Source organism: Streptomyces sp. NBC_01255, assembly GCF_036226445.1.
Lineage (GTDB): Bacteria > Actinomycetota > Actinomycetes > Streptomycetales > Streptomycetaceae > Streptomyces.
Window position 1 is genome coordinate 2,166,819 of record NZ_CP108474.1, and the last position, 14,879, is coordinate 2,181,697.

Annotated in this window: 13 protein-coding genes; 1 reads left to right on the forward strand and 12 read right to left on the reverse strand. The window is 71.5% G+C overall.

The window, feature by feature from the left end; translation table 11 throughout:
* Positions 1-76: 76 nt before the first annotated feature.
* From OG357_RS09370 to OG357_RS09405, 8 genes are all read right to left on the reverse strand, one after another.
* The gene (locus OG357_RS09370; RefSeq protein WP_329620726.1) at positions 77-1,360 is read right to left on the reverse strand and encodes an ATP-binding protein; all 1,284 of its coding nucleotides are present in this window, start codon (positions 1,358-1,360) and stop codon (positions 77-79) included.
* Positions 1,361-1,415: 55 nt separating this feature from the next.
* A complete protein-coding gene (locus OG357_RS09375) occupies positions 1,416-1,847 on the reverse strand; it encodes a cell division protein SepF (RefSeq protein WP_317600030.1) in 432 nt (143 codons plus the stop codon).
* Between the two features lie 73 nt (positions 1,848-1,920).
* Entirely contained in the window at positions 1,921-3,168 is a 1,248-nt protein-coding gene (locus OG357_RS09380; protein WP_443066649.1) for an aminotransferase-like domain-containing protein, read from the reverse strand.
* A 124-nt stretch (positions 3,169-3,292) separates the two neighbouring features.
* On the reverse strand, positions 3,293-3,988 hold the full coding sequence (locus OG357_RS09385; RefSeq protein WP_329620727.1) for a GntR family transcriptional regulator: 696 nt from the start codon (positions 3,986-3,988) through the stop codon (positions 3,293-3,295).
* 61 nt (positions 3,989-4,049) lie between these two features.
* Entirely contained in the window at positions 4,050-5,054 is a 1,005-nt protein-coding gene (locus OG357_RS09390) for a proline racemase family protein (protein ID WP_329620728.1), read from the reverse strand.
* A gap of 48 nt (positions 5,055-5,102) precedes the next feature.
* Positions 5,103-6,017: a dihydrodipicolinate synthase family protein gene (locus OG357_RS09395; protein WP_329620729.1), complete on the reverse strand. Its 915-nt coding sequence runs from the start codon at positions 6,015-6,017 to the stop codon at positions 5,103-5,105.
* Positions 6,018-6,150: 133 nt separating this feature from the next.
* A complete protein-coding gene (locus tag OG357_RS09400; protein ID WP_329620730.1) occupies positions 6,151-6,999 on the reverse strand; it encodes a metallophosphoesterase family protein in 849 nt (282 codons plus the stop codon).
* 80 nt (positions 7,000-7,079) lie between these two features.
* Entirely contained in the window at positions 7,080-7,877 is a 798-nt protein-coding gene (locus OG357_RS09405; RefSeq protein ID WP_329620731.1) for a putative protein N(5)-glutamine methyltransferase, read from the reverse strand.
* Between the two features lie 199 nt (positions 7,878-8,076).
* Here OG357_RS09405 and OG357_RS09410 point away from each other — a divergent pair, with 199 nt between their 5' ends.
* Positions 8,077-9,897 (forward strand): hypothetical protein, encoded by a 1,821-nt coding sequence (locus OG357_RS09410; protein ID WP_329620732.1) that lies wholly within the window; start codon positions 8,077-8,079, stop codon positions 9,895-9,897.
* On the opposite strand, the gene OG357_RS09415 is transcribed toward OG357_RS09410, so the two are convergent.
* The 4 genes from OG357_RS09415 to OG357_RS38835 all read right to left on the reverse strand — a co-directional run bounded on the left by OG357_RS09415 (position 9,824) and on the right by OG357_RS38835 (position 14,544).
* Positions 9,824-11,959: an ATP-binding protein gene (locus tag OG357_RS09415; RefSeq protein WP_329620733.1), complete on the reverse strand. Its 2,136-nt coding sequence runs from the start codon at positions 11,957-11,959 to the stop codon at positions 9,824-9,826. The genes OG357_RS09410 and OG357_RS09415 overlap by 74 nt on opposite strands.
* Before the next feature lie 216 nt (positions 11,960-12,175).
* Complete coding sequence (locus tag OG357_RS09420; protein WP_329620734.1) at positions 12,176-13,465, reverse strand: MAB_1171c family putative transporter; 1,290 nt, start codon at positions 13,463-13,465, stop codon at positions 12,176-12,178.
* Positions 13,462-14,001, reverse strand: coding sequence for a hypothetical protein (locus tag OG357_RS09425; RefSeq protein ID WP_329620735.1), 540 nt, complete (start codon positions 13,999-14,001; stop codon positions 13,462-13,464). The genes OG357_RS09420 and OG357_RS09425 overlap by 4 nt, the downstream gene beginning before the upstream one ends.
* A gap of 84 nt (positions 14,002-14,085) precedes the next feature.
* Complete coding sequence (locus tag OG357_RS38835; protein WP_443066650.1) at positions 14,086-14,544, reverse strand: helix-turn-helix domain-containing protein; 459 nt, start codon at positions 14,542-14,544, stop codon at positions 14,086-14,088.
* Positions 14,545-14,879 lie beyond the last annotated feature (335 nt).

The following is a 14,879-nucleotide window of genomic DNA, read 5'->3' on the forward strand; positions in this document are numbered from 1 at the left end:
CCGCCGCCCGCCGACCCTTTGTCGACCGTCTCGCCGCCCACCGTCTCGCCGCCCACCCTCGCGTTCTCCGTCTCCGTCACACGCCCAGGTCTACCACCGTCACCCCGGGCGTCCTTCGCACCTCCCCCGCCCCTCGCTCCCCGACCGTCCCGGCGACCCGGATGTGCCCGTCGGCGGCGATGGCCACGGCGAGGCCGAGCAGTTCGCGCACCTGGCGCCCGTCGAGCCCCCGGTCCAGGCCGTCGGCGAGCAGGGTCAGGCTCTGCATGGCCTCCGGCACCTCGGCGATCCGGTCCATGGCAAGCACACCAGGGCCCGTGAGCAGGGTGAGCGCCAGGGCCAGGTACCGCAGTTCGCCGTCGCCGAGGCGGCCGAGCGGGGTCGCGGGCCGACCGCCCCTTTCCAGGACGGCGCGGACGGTGCCGTCCTGGAGTTCCTGCACCCCGAGCCCGGTGACGGGCCCGACGCAGCCGGCGCCCGCCACGGTCGTGAGGCGGTGGTGTCTGCGCGGGCAGTCCGTGTGGGTGCGGTGCAGGACCTCGGCGAGGTTGGCGCAGTCGCGCCGCAACCGCCCTTCGCCGGGGAGAACGGGGGCCCGCATCCCTCCCGGCCGGGGGTCGCAGGGAAAGACGGACCGCAGCCCGATGACCACTTGCTCGGCGGCGGCCAGGACCTCCAGCTGTCCGGCGGTCTTGCCTGCGACCCGCAGCGGGAGCAGGGCCGTACCGAGCAGGTCGTCGGGGAGCGGTGCCCGGGTGACGGGGGTGGCACCGGCCGTGTGCCACTCGGCCTGGACGGTGCTGCGGCCCGGGTCGCGCAGGGCGGTGGCGAGCAGGGTGCGGCCCCGGCCGGTGAGCCGCTCGCCGACGATGCGGAGCCGGGGTTCGGCCTGGACGGCGAGGTCGAGGTGGACCGGGCCGGCCGGTCCGTCGACCGTGCATCCGATCCGGAAGCCGCGTCGGCCCTGCGCGTCGGGCCGGGCCCGTTCGGGGACGCAGTCGGCGGCGTCCGGGAAGACCTCGTCGAGGGAGTCGCCCGCGCCGAGCCGGGCCAGTGCCTCGTACGCGCGGAGCGTGGTGGACTTGCCGCTTCCGCTGGGCCCGGCGAAGAGAGTGACCGGCCCGAGCGGGTGGACGGCGCCGCGGTGGCCGGCGAACGCGGACAGACGCAGCTCGGTGACGACCGGCCGGGCACCACCGCGCCCGCCCTCGCCCCGGTCTCCGACCCCGGCCCTGACCCCGGCCGCCGATCTGCCGCCCGCTGCGGAGAAGGGAACGGAGGGACTGGCTGCGGAGGAGAGGGCGCCGGAAGGGGAGGCGTGTGGCGTGCGGGCGAGCGTGCTGCCGCCGGTGAGGTCCATGCCCGGACCGTACGCAGCCCGCTCCCTGACGAACCGTTACGGCTAGATGACCTTCCTACGAACGGGGGACGCGGGCGGCCCGGCCGCCCACGACCTCCTCCCCGTCCTCGCCCTCGGCGCCCTCGACCTCCGTACCGGCCGGGGCAAGAAGGAAAACGTTCCGGTCGACGCGGTGCATCCCGCTGCCGAGGCCGAAGACGACCCCGCTGCTGAAGTCGAGGATGCGCTTGGCGACATCGGCGTCGGCGCTCGTCAGATCGAGGAGGACCGGGATCTGCGCGATGAGGTACTCGGCGACCTCACGGGCGTCGGCGAACACCTGGACCCGCAGCACGATCATGCGGCGCTGCTCGGCGGACTCGTACTGCTCGGGGATCGTGCGGTGGTCGACCCTGGACGGCCATTCGTCACGGCCGCGCAGGGGCACGACCTGGGCGAGGCCCTCCCACTGTTCGTCGGTGACGTCGTAGCTCTCGTACCTACTCATGGGCACATCCTCCCGCTCCTCACCCGTTCGGCCCAACAACGACACGAGGTCATGGCGTCACGGTGAGCGGCATTCAGGCGAACGTCTTCGCCAGCCTGCGCAGACCTTCCCTGATCTCGTCGGCCGAGTGCGTGGTGAACGACAGTCGCATCGCGCCCGGGTCCGGCTCCCCGCAGAAGAACGGCGCCCCCGGCACGTACGCCACCTCGTGGCCTACGGCGGCCTTGAGGAGTGCCGTCGCGTCGTGGCCCTCGGGGAGGGTGGCCCAGATGAACATGCCGCCGTCCGGCCGGTTCCAGCGGCTGCCCTCGGGCAGCGCGGCGGGCAGGCCTTCGAGCATCGCGTCCCGGCGCTCCTGGTACGCGGCCCGCATCCCCGCGACGTGCGCGTCCAGGTCGCTGTCGCGCAGATAGCGCGCGGCCGCGGCCTGGTCGATGGAGGAGGTGTGCAGGTCGGCGGCCTGCTTCGTGATCACGCACGCGCGGCGCAGGCCGGCGGGGGCGCGCAGGAAGCCGAGCCGGAGGCCGGGTGCCATCACCTTGGAGAAGGAGCCGAGGAGGACGGTCCGGTCGGCGGCCGCGGGGTCGGCGGCGATGCAGGGGACGCGCTCGCCGTCGTAGCGGAGTTCGCCGTACGGGTCGTCCTCGACGATCCAGAACCCGTGCCGCGCGGCTGCGTCGGCGACGGCGGCGCGGCGCTCGACGGGGAGCGTACGGCCCGTGGGGTTCTGGAAGGTGGGGACGACGTAGAGGAGGGTGGGCTTCTCGCGCGCCGCGATCTCCTCCAGTGCGGCGGGGACGATGCCCTGGTCGTCGGTGGGTACGGGGACGATGCGGGCACCGGCGAAGGCGAAGGTCTGGAGGGCCGCGAGGTAGCAGGGGTCCTCGACGAGCACCACGCCACCCGGTTCGACGAGGGCCGTCGTGAGGAGGGTGAGGGCCTGCTGCGAGCCGGTGGTGATCAGCAGGTCGTCGGGGTCCGTGGGCAGGTCGCGGTCCGTCAACCGGTCGGCGATCGCGGTGCGCAGCTCCGGGTCGCCCTCGGTGGTCGAGTACTGGAGCGCCTGTCGCGGGTTTTCGGCCAGGACGCGGTCGTACGCCGCTCGGATCCCCGCGACGTCGAACAGCTCGGGGGCGGGCAGCCCCCCGGCGAAGGAGATCACCTCGGGGCGCGCGGTGAGCGCCAGGATCTCCCGTACCGGCGACGACGCGACCCCGGCCAGCCGCGAGGCGATGCCGGGTACGGGGACGGGTGCGGCTGAGCCGGAAGAACCGTCGGCAGCGGTGGTGGCGTTCGCGGGCGTCGAAGCGGCGGCAAGCATGGCGTCAGCATATAGACAGCCCGCACGCTGTCCAGATGCTTCGGAATCCCTCTGGACGCACCCGAGTTGGCACTCTCCCCCACGCTCTTCGACGAGCCGGATCACGCCACCCCGCCGCCCCTCCCTACCGAACCGCGGCCCGCCCGGCCGGTACGTCGCGGCCGTCGGCCCAGAGGGAGCGCACATGGCCGAGGTGGCGGCGCATGCAGGCCTCGGCGCCCCGGGCGTCACCGGCCAGCATCAGGTCGAGGAGTTCGAGGTGTTCCTCGGCGGAGGAGACGAGCTTGCCCGCCTCGTCCAGGCCGGTCAGGCCGTAGAGGCGGGAGCGCTTGCGCAGTTCCCCCACCGTCTCGACGAGTCGCTCGTTTCCGGACAGCGAGAGCAGGGCGAGATGGAAGCGTCGGTCGGCCTCCAGGTAGCCGATGAGGTCGTGTTCCCTGGCGCGGGAGACGATCTCCTCGGCCACCGGCCGGAGTTCCTCCAGCTCGTCCCGGGAGGCCTTCCGTGTGACGCGGCCGATGGTGGGGACCTCGATGAGGGTCCGCAGTTCGGTGAACTGGTCGAGGTCCCGTTCGCTGACCTCGGTGATACGGAATCCCTTGTTGCGTACGGGCTCGACCAGGCCCTCGCGGGCCAGGTCGAGCATCGCCTCGCGGACCGGGGTCGCGGAGACGCCGAGGTCGGCGGCGAGCCCGGGGGCCGAGTAGACCTGACCGGGGCGGAGTTCGCCGGCGATCAGGGCGGCCCGGAGGGCGTGCCCGACCTGGTCGCGGAGCCGTTCCTGCGCTCTCACGAGGCCGTACTGTTTCAGGTCACCCATCGTGCGCCCTCCGAGAAGTCACGGAGGAGCATCGTACAATGTCACGTTTCCCTGGCGCGTCTCAGAGGAGGAACCCGGCGGGGAAGGGGTCGTCGGGGTCGAGGAAGTACTGCGCGGTGCCGGTGATCCAGGCGCGTCCCGTGACCGTCGGGATGACCGCGGACACCCCGCCCACCTCGGTCTCGCCGACGAGCCGCCCGGTGAACTCCGTACCGATGAAGGATTCGTTGACGAAGTCGGTGTCGAGCGGAAGCCTGCCCCGGGCGTGCAGCTGGGCCATGCGGGCGCTGGTCCCGGTGCCGCAGGGGGAACGGTCGAACCAGCCCGGGTGGATGGCCATGGCGTGCCGCGAGCGGGTCGCGTCCGAGCCGGGCGCGGCCAGGTAGACGTGCTTCACACCGGCGAAGGCCGGGTCGAGGGGGTGGACCGGCCGGTCGGGGCCCGAGTTGATCGAGTCCATGACGGCGAGGCCGGCCGCGAGGAGGTCGTCCTTGCGGTCGCGGTCGAACGGCAGGCTCAGGGAGTCGAGTTCGACGAACGCGTAGAAGTTGCCGCCGTAGGCGAGGTCGTAGGTGACGGTGCCGAGGCCGGGCACCTCCGTCTTGAGGTCGAGCCCGACGGAGAACGCGGGCACGTTGGTGAAGGTGACGGAGCACGCCCGGCCGTCCTCGACGCGGACGTCGACGCTGACGAGTCCGGCGGGGGTGTCGAGGCGGACGGTGGTGACGGGCTCGACGACCGGCACCATCCCGGTCTCGACGAGGACGGTCGCGACACCGATCGTGCCGTGACCGCACATCGGAAGCAGCCCGGACACCTCGATGTAGAGCACGCCGTAGTCCGCGTCCGGCCGGGTGGGCGGCTGGAGGATCGCACCGCTCATCGCCGCGTGACCGCGCGGCTCGAACATGAGCAGGGTACGGAGATGGTCCAGGTGCTCGATGAAGTGCAGCCGGCGGTCGGCCATCGTGGCGCCGGGAATGACCCCGACACCACCGGTGATCACGCGCGTGGGCATGCCCTCGGTGTGCGAGTCGACGGCGTGGAAGACGTGACGCGTACGCATGGAGTCCCTTTCAGACGTACGGACGGATGGAGGGTCGTGCGTCGGAGCTCACGCGTGCCCCTCGGCGAGGGCCTTCTCGGTCGCGGCGCGCACGGCGGCGTCCTGCGCGGGCGCCAGCGGCGGACGGGGCGCCCGGGTGGCTCCCCCATGACGTCCGGCGAGGTCCATGGAGAGCTTGATCGCCTGGACGAACTCGACCTTGGAGTCCCAGCGCAGGAGCGGGTGAAGGGACTTGTAGAGCGGGAGCGCGACGCCGAGATCGCCGGCGACGGCGGCCCGGTAGAGCGTGGCGCAACTGCGGGGCAGGGCGTTCGGATAGCCGGCGATCCAGCCGACCGCACCGGCGAGCGCCAGCTCCAGGAGGACGTCGTCGGCACCGATCAGCAGGTCGAGTTCCGGGGCGAGTTCGGCGATCTCGTACGCCCTGCGGACGTCACCGCTGAACTCCTTGACCGCGACGATGCTGCCGTCGCCGTGCAGGCGCGCCAGCACGTCGGGCGTGAGGTCGACCTTGGTGTCGAGCGGGTTGTTGTACGCGACGACGGGCAGGCCGACGGCGGCGACCTCGGCGAAGTGGGCGCGTACGGCCCGTTCGTCGGCGCGGTACGCGTTCGGCGGCAGGAGCAGAACCGACGCGGCCCCGGCCTCGGCGGCCTGCTCGGCCCAGCGACGGGACTCGGCACTCCCGTACGCGGAGACGCCGGGCATGACCCGCGCCCCGTCACCCGCGGCCTCGACGGCGGTACGGACGACCCGGCCGCGCTCCTCGTCGGTCAGGGTCTGGTACTCACCGAGGGAGCCGTTCGGGACGACGCCGTCGCACCCGTTGGCGATCAGCCAGGCCACATGCTCGGCGTACGCGTCGTAGTCGACGGAACGGTCGTCACGCAGGGGGAGGGCGGTGGCGACCATGATGCCGCGCCATGGGTGGGCACGGTGCGCCGGGGCATGCTCGTGGGCCATGAAGAGACTCCCTTAAATGGTGTGTGACATTTTACCGATCTGCGGTAGCGCCACAAGGGGGTGACTGCCATGGTCAGACGGGCGTGCCCTCAGGGAATGGTCGGCCCGTTCACGGACCGATGCGCGCACCGACTCACGGCGTGAGGACCGGGCGCGGCACGTTCCTGGGGTGGCCCGGGCGCTTCCACTCCCTCGGGTAGCCGACCGACACCTCCTCGAAGCGCACGCCGTCGTGCACGGTGGTCCGGGGGATGTGGAGGTGGCCGTAGACGGCCACCGCGGTGTTGAACCGGCGGTGCCAGTCCGCCGTCCGCTCCGTCCCGCACCACTGGGCGAACTCCGGATAGTGCAGGATCCGCGTGGGTTCACGAAGCAGGGGCCAGTGGTTGACCAGGACAAGCGGGACGTCGGGGTCGCACTCCGCGAGGCGCCGCTCGGTGAGGGCCACCCGCGCCGCGCACCAGTCCTCGCGGCCCGCGTACGGGTCAGGGTGCAGGTAGAACTCGTCGGTGCACACCACCCCCGCCTCGTAGGCCTGCTCGAGCGACTCCGTCTTGTTCGCGGCCGTCGGCGTGCGGAAGGTGTAGTCGTACAGCAGGAAGAGGGGCGCGACGCGGACCGGGCCGCCGTCGCCCTCCCACAGCGCGTACGGATCCTCCGGGGTGAGCACGCCCAGGCCGCGGCAGACGTCCACCAGGTACTCGTACCGCTCGACGCCCCGCAGCTGGACCGGATCCTCGTTCGGCGTCCACAGCTCGTGGTTGCCCGGACTCCAGATCACCCGGGCGAACCGCTCACTGAGCGTCCGCAGGGCCCAGATGATCTGCTCGGACATCTCGCCCACGTCACCGGCGACGATCAGCCAGTCGCCGTCCGACGAGGGGCGGAGCTCTTCGACGATCCGCCGGTTCTCCTCGTGGGCGACGTGCAGGTCGCTGATGGCGAGGAGCTGCGGCCGGCGATGAGAAGAGTTGCTCTCCATGGATGACCTCTTTCCCTTTTCACTCAGGCGGTGACAGGCGGCTACAGGCGGTGCCGGGCGATGTGCGGTGTCGAGCGATGTCAGGCGGTGTCGGGGCGGCTCGCGATGATCACGGTGGCGTCCAGCTCGTCGTCGGTGGCCACCCGCGCGACCAGACCGGCGGCGGAGACCGCGGCCACGGCCTCGCCGGCCTGCCGCTCGCTCGCCTCGAACAGCAGGACACCGCCCGGAGCCAGCCACTCGGCCGCCTCGGCGACGACCCGCCGAAGGACCTCCAGACCGTCCGCACCCCCGTCGAGAGCCACGCGCGCCTCGTAGTCGCGGGCCTCGGCCGGCAGGAGCTCGATCTCCACGGTGGGCACGTACGGGACGTTGGACAGCAGGACGTCGACCCGGCCCTTCAGCCCGGCGGGGAGCGGCTCGAAGAGGTCACCCTCGTAGACCTCGCCCCCGGCCGGAGTCACATTGCGCCGGGCGCAGCGGACGGCGGCCGGGTCGACGTCGGCTGCGTACAGCTCGACCTCGTCCAGGGCCGCGGCAAGGGCGACTCCCAGCGCACCGGAGCCGCAGCACAGGTCGACGACGACCGCACGCGCCGGAGCGAGCTCCGCCGCCTGCCGGACGAGCGCCTCCGTACGCCGCCGGGGCACGAAGACCTCGGCGTCGACCTGGATCCGCAGGCCGCAGAATTCCGCGTAGCCGACGACGTGCTCCAGCGGCAGACCGACGACGCGCCGCTCGACCATGTCCTCCAGCTCAGCGACGTCACCGGCCGCGGACATGATCATCTCGGCCTCGTCCTCGGCGAAGACGCACCCCGCGGTCCGGAGCCGGGAGACGATGGCGGATACGGAGTGGTCCAGCGAAGGAATCGACATGTAGGCCTTTCGACGACAGAGATCACGAAGCAAAGGCCTCAACATTATCCGACGGACTCATCTCGCCCTTCGCCCAGACCAGTTGCGGATCGGACGAAACGCACCCGTCGACCGCACGCCAGGCTCCGCTTCCGGGCCGGTCCGCCGCCCACGGCTAAGGTGATCCGCGACGACGCCACGCCCGCCCAGGAGGTCACGAGTGGGGACAGCCCAACCCCTCCCGATACGGGTACCGGTCGGGGAGGGATCCCAGCGATGGACGAGCCGTACCGTCCAGCGCCGGGTGCTGCTGGTCGTCCACAACGTCACCTCGGCCGGACGCCTGTCGGACCTGCTGCCGCTGTTCCACGACGACTTCCGCGTCCAGCTGCTGGTCACGTCGACGGGATCCTCCGCGTTCCAGGGCGGGCTCCGGGAGCTCTTCGCCGACCTGGAGCTTCCCGTGCTGCCGTGGGAACAGGCGCTTTCGACGCCGGTCGACCTCGCGATCTCCGCCAGCTTCGGTGGCGAACTCGCCCAGATCCCAGGCAATTTGTCCGTGATGTCACATGGTGTCGGATACACTAAGAGGCTGCACGAGCCACGAGCCACGAGCCACGAGCCACGAGCCACGAGCCACGAGCCGACGTTCGGACTGTCGCCGGAGTGGCTTCTGGCCGAGGGCAAACCGTTCGTCGACGGCCTCGTCCTGTCCCACCCGGAACAACTGGAGCGGCTGACCCGGGTATGTCCCGAGGCCGTGCCCTCGGCCGTACTCGCCGGTGACCCCTGCTTCGACCGCATGCTCGCCGCCCGTCCCCACAGGGACCGGTTCAGGCGCGCCCTGGGCGTACGCCGCGGGCAGCGGCTCGTCGTCCTGAACTCCACCTGGAACCCGGAGGGTCTCTTCGGGAGCGGCGGAGGACAGGACGTCCTGCCCGGCCTGCTCCCCCGGCTCGCCGCCGAACTCCCCGCCGATGAGTACCGGCTGGCCGCCGTGCTCCACCCGAACGTCTGGCACGGGCACGGACCCGGCCAGATCCGGGCCTGGCTGGACCGGGCCCGTCGCGGCGGGCTGAACCTGATCGACCCCGTCCACGCGTGGCGGCAGGCGCTCCTCGCCGCGGACCTGGTCCTCGGGGACTTCGGAGCGGTGACCTACTACGCCGCCGCGCTCGGAACCCCCGTGCTGCTGGCGGCGGACGGCAAGGGGAAACTCGACCCCGAGGCGCCGCTCGCGGGGTTCGTCCGGCACGCACCCCGGCTCGATCCGAACGCCCCCCTGCGCCCCCGGATGGAGCAGGTCCTGAGCGCTCATCGTCCGGACGCCGCCGCCGCGGACTTCGTCACCTCGGACCCGGGCCGCTCGGCCGCGCTGCTGCGCCGGCACTTCTACACGCTGATGGAACTCCCCGAGCCCGAAGCGCCCGCGTCCCTGGAGCCGCTGCCGCTCCCGCCGTACGACCCCCCGAAGCTGACGGCCCCCTTGCGCGTACGGACGCGGGTCCAGGGACCGGAGATCGCGATCGAGCGTTCCGCGGAGCACCCCTACGACCACTCCGGTACGTACGCGTCGCACCTCGCCGTGCACGAGGACACCCGCCACGCCGGAGATCTGGAACTGGCGGATGTGATCACGCGCGACGGCCGACCGGACGATCCGCGCCTGGGCGGTCCCGACCGGTGGACCGAGGAGGTCCTGCGGCTCCATCCGCACTGCGCGGCAGCCGTGTACGTGACGGGGCCGGACACCTGCACCGTACGCACCCGGGAGCACGGCGTGTTCCGGCTGACCGGCGACGTCGGCGCCGGGGCGGACGCGGATCCGGCGGCGTACGCGTCGTCGCTGTACACCTGGCTGGCGCACGGCGGGACGGTCCCCGAGCGAGGCGTCACCCTCCGGATGCGTACGGCAGCCGGGACGCACCCGTTCACCGCCACCGCCTCGTCGGGCCGTACCGGGAGTCTCACCGAACGGCGGCCTCACAACGCCGCCGCAGACCCGCCAGGTATGTCAGGTGCGGACGCGCGGCAGGGCTGAGCAGAGCCTCCGCCGCGGCGATCCTCGTCAGCGCCGCCGCGTCGTCACCGCTGTCGTGAAGCGTCTCCGCGAGGTCCGTGAGCGCACGGGCCTGGTTGTACGCCTCGGCCGGCCGCTCCCCTGTCCCGGCGAAGAAGTCCACGGCGCCCTCCAGCCGGCGGCGGGACTCGTCCAGCCGTCCCAGGCCGCGCAGGGCCCGGCCCTGGTGGCGCTCGGCGAGCGCCAGGGCGCGCGGCACGTCCGCCGCGCCCTCCTGTCCCGGAGCGATCCTCCGGTAGAGGTGCTCGGCTTCGACGAACCGCTCGAGCGCCTCCTCGTACAGCCACCGGTTCAGGCTCAACAGACCGAGCAGCTCCACGGACGACGCCTCGCCCCTGAGGTGCTCCGCCGCTCGTTCGCACGCGACGGCGGACCGCGCCGCACGGTCGGCCTGCTCCCAGCGGCCCAGCTCGCCCAGGCAGTGGGCCAGTTGGAAGTACAGCGCCCCGGCCGTCCGGGAGTCCGCGTGGTTCTCCTCGGCGCACCGGGTCGCGTCGCGCAGCGCCGGGAGCACCTCGTCCCCGTACCCGGCCTTCAGCTGGAGCGGCCAGAGGGCTCGGGCCAGACGCAGCGCGGTGGTGAACTGTCGATGCTCCTCGGCCACGGATACGGCGCGGACCACATTGGCCACCTCGGCCGCCAGCACCGCGACACCGTCGGACTCGTTCCGTCGAGCGCCCGAGGGGTCCGGTGCCCGCTCCGTCCGCCAGCTCTGCGGCAGGGCGGCGTCCGCCGCGTGCAGTACGCGCTTCAGGAGAGCGTCGAGCACCCGCCCCACGGCGTCCGAACACTCCCGGACGCCGTACTCCGACGCCGCGGCGTCGGCCAACTGCCGCCTGACCTCGGGCCGGAAGCGATAGCGCGAGCCGGGAAGGGACTCCATCAGCCCCACGTCCGCGGCTTCGGCAAGCATCCGAGTAGCCCGGTCCTCGTCGTCGCCGAACCCCGCGGCGGCTGCGGCGAGTTCGGCGCTGACGGCCGGCCACCCGCCCAACGCCGTGAGCCGGCAGAGCCGAACGGCCTCCGAACCGATCCGAAGGGAAGCGTGCTGCACGGTGCCACGCACCGGATCCTGCCGCCACGCCTCGGCCCCTGACCCCGGAGCGACCGCCTCCCCGGCCAGCAGACGCGCCTCGGTGTGGAGGGCGTAGGCGTTGCCCTGGCAACGGTCGAGCAGCCCCGGCAACTGCGCCGAGACCCGCGCCGCGTGTTCCGGCCCGGCCACCTTCCGGACGAGCTTCTTCGCGTACCGGTCGCTCAACGGCGGCACGGCGACACGCTCCGCTTCCAGGAGAAGGGGCGGGCCGGACACGACAACGAGCAGAAAGACATCGGGGGTGGCCGGTACGAGGTTTCGGACCTGGGCAAGCGAGGTGACGTGGTCGATCACCACGAGCGCCTTGCGACCCACGGTGAGCCGCCGGTAGAGCCGCTCCCGCTCCGCCTCGGTGGTGGGCATCTGCTCGGGGTCGACGTCCATCTCGCGCAGCAACCGCAGCAGCACCGCGGCCGGTTCGGGCCCGTTCTCCCCGGCCGCGTCGCGCAGATCGACATAGAACTGCCCGTCGGGAAACCGGTCACGGCATTCGGCTCCGAGCCGGAGGGCCACCGAGGTCGTACCGCTCCCGGGGGCCCCGGAGAGCAACGAGACCCGAGGCCGCCCGCCCCAAGGACGGGTCGCTTCCCGCGTCAGCCGCTTCAGCACTTTCTGCCGGTTGGTGAACGCCCACGGGGCAGGAGGCATGCCACCGCCGGCCGGCGCCGCGTCCTGATCCGGCCCGCTCTCCATGAGGAGGGCCCACTCCCCGGCCTCCCGCGGATCACGACTCAGCCGCGCGTACACCCGCCCCGCCAGCGCCTGCCTGTCCTCCGCACCGGCAGGCAGAGGCGTCTCCCGCCCAAGGGCCCGTCTCACCAGAGCGCCTGTCGAGAGGGTCATCGCCTTGCCGATCTCCCCCGCGGCACCGTTCCCCACGCCCAACAGGAACGTGGTGAGCGCACTGAGCGCCACAACCTCCAACACGCCTGTCCCCCTGGTTCCCCATCCGACTCTGGCCGGACTGTATCCCCGCGACTGCGGATCAAGAAAACACCCGGATCTCCGTAACTGCCCTGCCTGGCGCGATACATGCACCAGCCGGAATATCCCCAGCTGCCAGCCGTCGCGGATCGCATGGTGAAGGACGGTCAGCAGCGTCCAGCGATCCGGTCCGAACCGTGCGAGCCGGAAACGGTGAGGTCAGGTCACTGAGGTCGGTGGCGTCGAGGAGCCCGCCGCCGGCCGAAGGCGCGGCGCCAGTGTGCAGCCGCAGTCGTGGACGTCGGGCAGGAGGTCACGGTCCGCCGAGGCGCGCGTATACGCCTCCGCCACCTGCCGCAGCCAGGTCAGTTCGTCGCCGAACTCACTGCCGGACTGGCGCGATCCGAGGCCGGACGGCTGTCCGGAGGGCTCTCGGCCCGCCCGTCTGCGCCGTATCGCCAGGGAGAGGATCGCCGCCTCCAGAAGGAGATCGGCGTTGTCGCCCCGCATCGAGGCCGACTTCCTCAGCCCGGCCCGCAGCCGCGCCTCACAGGCGTCGCACACATAAGGGCGCAGCAGCCGCTGGCCGTCCCTGATCTCGATGACCGTCCGGTAGAGCCGGGTGTGCAGGTCCCTCGTGCAGAGAGCGAGGCCCGGGGAGCGGGGCTTGAAGAGGGCGATGCCGGGGACGGCCTCGCAGAGAGCGGCCCAGAGGGGGTGGAGGGTGCGGTAGGAGCGGTGATGGTCGAGGCGGGTGGAGAGTGCCGCGCCCCAGCCCGGCAGGGTGTAGCCCACGACGATGACCAGGGAGCCGGCACTGGCCATGAGCGGGCTCCACAGGATGGCGGCCTGGTCCCAGCCGGTCTGCCCGCACCAGCGGCCCACGACTCCGATCAGCTTTCCCGCGATGAACCCCAGGACGAAGACGGACCCCAGGGCGGCGAGCCGCAGCGACTGTCCGAGCCACGGCCTGCCCACGTGGCGGGAGGACGGCCAGGCGTGCCGCGCCGTGTTGGCGAGATTCAGGCCGTAGATGACGAGGAAGACGACCACGTAGGCTCCCGCGGTCGGATGGGTGGCGAAGTGGACCTCGAAGTCGACGGGGTGAGCGCCGGGCAGTGGGGCCGCGAAGAAGAGGGCGGCCATGACGGCGATGGCCAGGAAGTAGGGTGCGGCCACCTTCGGGAGGCGGCGTCTGGCCACGTCCGGCGAGCTGAACCAGCCCGTCACCATCACGTGTGCCGACAGGGCCGCCAGCACGATGGAGGTGTGGCCGAGGAGTGTGCCGAGGTTGGGGATCCCGGTCAGCTGCCCGATCCAGAGGTACGTCATCGGTGCGAGGGCCAGATAGGCGAGGCCGTTGAAGAGGCGTGTGGCACACAGCGCGCGCAGAGCGAGGTTGTCCGGATCGCGCCTGAGATCACGCCACTTGTATCCGAAGGCGCTCAGGCTGACGAGTCCGGAGAGCGTGTGGGTGATGGTGAAGACGTCCTCGAGGGTCGCGGTCACTTCCGGGGACCGCCACCGTGCTGCAGCGAGCGTTCGAGCCGGGTCACGAGGTCGCCCATGCCGAGCGGGACGGCGGCGGTGTCGAGGGGTGGGCCGCTGACCAGCCGGAGCACCCGGGTCGCGAAATACTCGGCGGCGTACTCCTCGGGCCTGCTGTATTGGGTGCGTCCCAGCATGTGCTCGATGAGGGCGGGGTCGATGTCGTCGGGGATGAGGGAGCTTCCCTGGCCGTGGCGGTCGTCCTCGCCGGGGCCGAGGGAGGAGTGCCCCCACAGGAGGTGGCCCAGCTCGTGGACGACGACATGGGTCTGATGGGTGGTCGTGGTGTGCGCCTCGTAGAACACGTAGTCGACGGCGGCGGTGGAGACGAGGAGGCCGGCGGGCCCACTGGCGGGGAACGCCAATGGCGCCAGCCGGATTCCGCGCTGCCGTCGCTCGGCGATCTGCCGACAGAGGTCCTCCACGGAGAAGGGAACGGTCAGATGGAGGCCCTGTATCAGGTCGCCGCATTTTCGCCGTATGTGACGACGCTTCATGGCTCCCCCTCTGCATGGAACTGCCTCAGGGATCCATCATGTGGCAGGGATGTCCGCAGAGAAAGATCCCCGCGCCACAGCCGCTCACGCGGCGAGGCCCACGCGCTGGGCGTAGAGCGCGGCCTGCGTACGATCAGCCGCGCCGATCTTGGGATATATGCCGCTCAGATGGTTCTTGACGGTCTTCTCGGAGATCTCGAGCCGACGGGCGATGAGCCGGTTGCTCAACCCCCGGGCCAGCAGGCGCAGTACACCCCGCTCGCGCGCGGTGAGGGCCGGGTCGGTGGGAGGCGCCGCACGGGTGGCGACGGCGGAGGGCGTCGCCTCGTAGGGCTCGGTCAGACCCACGCGCTGGGCGTAGAGCGCGGCCTGCGTACGATCAGCCGCGCCGATCTTGGGATATATGCCGCTCAGATGGTTCTTGACGGTCTTTTCGGAGATCTCGAGCCGACGGGCGATGAGCCGGTTGCTCAACCCCCGGGCCAGCAGGCGCAGTACACCTAACTCCCGGCAGGTGAGTTTCACGGCCGGCGCTTCTTCCACGTCTTATCTCTCCTTTCCTCTTGCGAAGGGAACGAGAAAACAGCTGCCCAGCGAATGCGCGTGAACGAAGAGAGCTCCCGCGAACAACAGCATGAGCGCCGGTCGAAAGTCGCACGGTTCCTCGGGGATTCACCTGCCGACCATCCCGGCCACAGGACTCGTGCACGCTCAACGAGAAGTGCGAGCACGGACATTGAGGGAGCAGATGCGTTGCAGTAACCTCGGTGCCCTGGCACCTTGAAAGGTCCATCAACCCCTTGTGGACACTACGTTGCCGCCACAGCCCCGTCAACTGGCGTGGTCGCCACCGCCCCCCCGAGCATGCCTCCAGTTGT

Coding starts and splice junctions, on each gene's coding strand:
- OG357_RS09370 (WP_329620726.1), bottom strand. CDS start 1,360: ATGGACCTCACCGGCGGCAGCACGCTCGCCCGCACGCCACACGCCTCC.
- OG357_RS09375 (WP_317600030.1), bottom strand. CDS start 1,847: ATGAGTAGGTACGAGAGCTACGACGTCACCGACGAACAGTGGGAGGGC.
- OG357_RS09380 (WP_443066649.1), bottom strand. CDS start 3,168: ATGCTTGCCGCCGCTTCGACGCCCGCGAACGCCACCACCGCTGCCGAC.
- OG357_RS09385 (WP_329620727.1), bottom strand. CDS start 3,988: ATGGGTGACCTGAAACAGTACGGCCTCGTGAGAGCGCAGGAACGGCTC.
- OG357_RS09390 (WP_329620728.1), bottom strand. CDS start 5,054: ATGCGTACGCGTCACGTCTTCCACGCCGTCGACTCGCACACCGAGGGC.
- OG357_RS09395 (WP_329620729.1), bottom strand. CDS start 6,017: ATGGCCCACGAGCATGCCCCGGCGCACCGTGCCCACCCATGGCGCGGC.
- OG357_RS09400 (WP_329620730.1), bottom strand. CDS start 6,999: ATGGAGAGCAACTCTTCTCATCGCCGGCCGCAGCTCCTCGCCATCAGC.
- OG357_RS09405 (WP_329620731.1), bottom strand. CDS start 7,877: ATGTCGATTCCTTCGCTGGACCACTCCGTATCCGCCATCGTCTCCCGG.
- OG357_RS09425 (WP_329620735.1), bottom strand. CDS start 14,001: ATGAAGCGTCGTCACATACGGCGAAAATGCGGCGACCTGATACAGGGC.